Here is a 1,183-nt window from a genome sequence, read left to right as displayed (position 1 = left end):
GATGTCGCATTCCAGATTATCAATGACGAATTATATCTTGATGGCAACGCTCGTCAGAACCTAGCCACTTTCTGCCAGACCTGGGACGACGAAAATGTCCACAAATTGATGGATTTATCCATTAACAAAAACTGGATCGACAAAGAAGAATATCCGCAATCCGCAGCCATCGACCTGCGTTGCGTAAATATGGTTGCCGATCTGTGGCATGCGCCTGCGCCGAAAAATGGTCAGGCCGTTGGCACCAACACCATTGGTTCTTCCGAGGCCTGTATGCTCGGCGGGATGGCGATGAAATGGCGTTGGCGCAAGCGTATGGAAGCTGCAGGCAAACCAACGGATAAACCAAACCTGGTGTGCGGTCCGGTACAAATCTGCTGGCATAAATTCGCCCGCTACTGGGATGTGGAGCTGCGTGAGATCCCTATGCGCCCCGGTCAGTTGTTTATGGACCCGAAACGCATGATTGAAGCCTGTGACGAAAACACCATCGGTGTGGTGCCGACTTTCGGCGTGACCTACACCGGTAACTATGAGTTCCCACAACCGCTGCACGATGCGCTGGATAAATTCCAGGCCGACACCGGTATCGACATCGACATGCACATCGACGCTGCCAGCGGTGGCTTCCTGGCACCGTTCGTCGCCCCGGATATCGTCTGGGACTTCCGCCTGCCGCGTGTGAAATCGATCAGTGCTTCAGGCCATAAATTCGGTCTGGCTCCGCTGGGCTGCGGCTGGGTTATCTGGCGTGACGAAGAAGCGCTGCCGCAGGAACTGGTGTTCAACGTTGACTACCTGGGTGGTCAAATTGGTACTTTTGCCATCAACTTCTCCCGCCCGGCGGGTCAGGTAATTGCACAGTACTATGAATTCCTGCGCCTCGGTCGTGAAGGCTATACCAAAGTACAGAACGCCTCTTACCAGGTTGCCGCTTATCTGGCGGATGAAATCGCCAAACTGGGGCCGTATGAGTTCATCTGTACGGGTCGCCCGGACGAAGGCATCCCGGCGGTTTGCTTCAAACTGAAAGATGGTGAAGATCCGGGATACACCCTGTACGACCTCTCTGAACGTCTGCGTCTGCGCGGCTGGCAGGTTCCGGCCTTCACTCTCGGCGGTGAAGCCACCGACATCGTGGTGATGCGCATTATGTGTCGTCGCGGCTTCGAAATGGACTTTG

1 protein-coding gene is annotated in these 1,183 nt (G+C 54.9%); it reads left to right on the top strand.

The features are described 5' to 3' along the window. On the top strand, window positions 1–1,183 hold a 1,183-nt coding region (locus BGK49_RS15280; RefSeq protein ID WP_069375770.1), incomplete at both ends, for a glutamate decarboxylase.

The organism is Shigella sp. FC1544 (assembly GCF_001722145.1).
Taxonomy (GTDB): domain Bacteria; phylum Pseudomonadota; class Gammaproteobacteria; order Enterobacterales; family Enterobacteriaceae; genus Escherichia; species Escherichia coli.
This window is presented reverse-complemented; position numbering and strand designations above follow the sequence as displayed.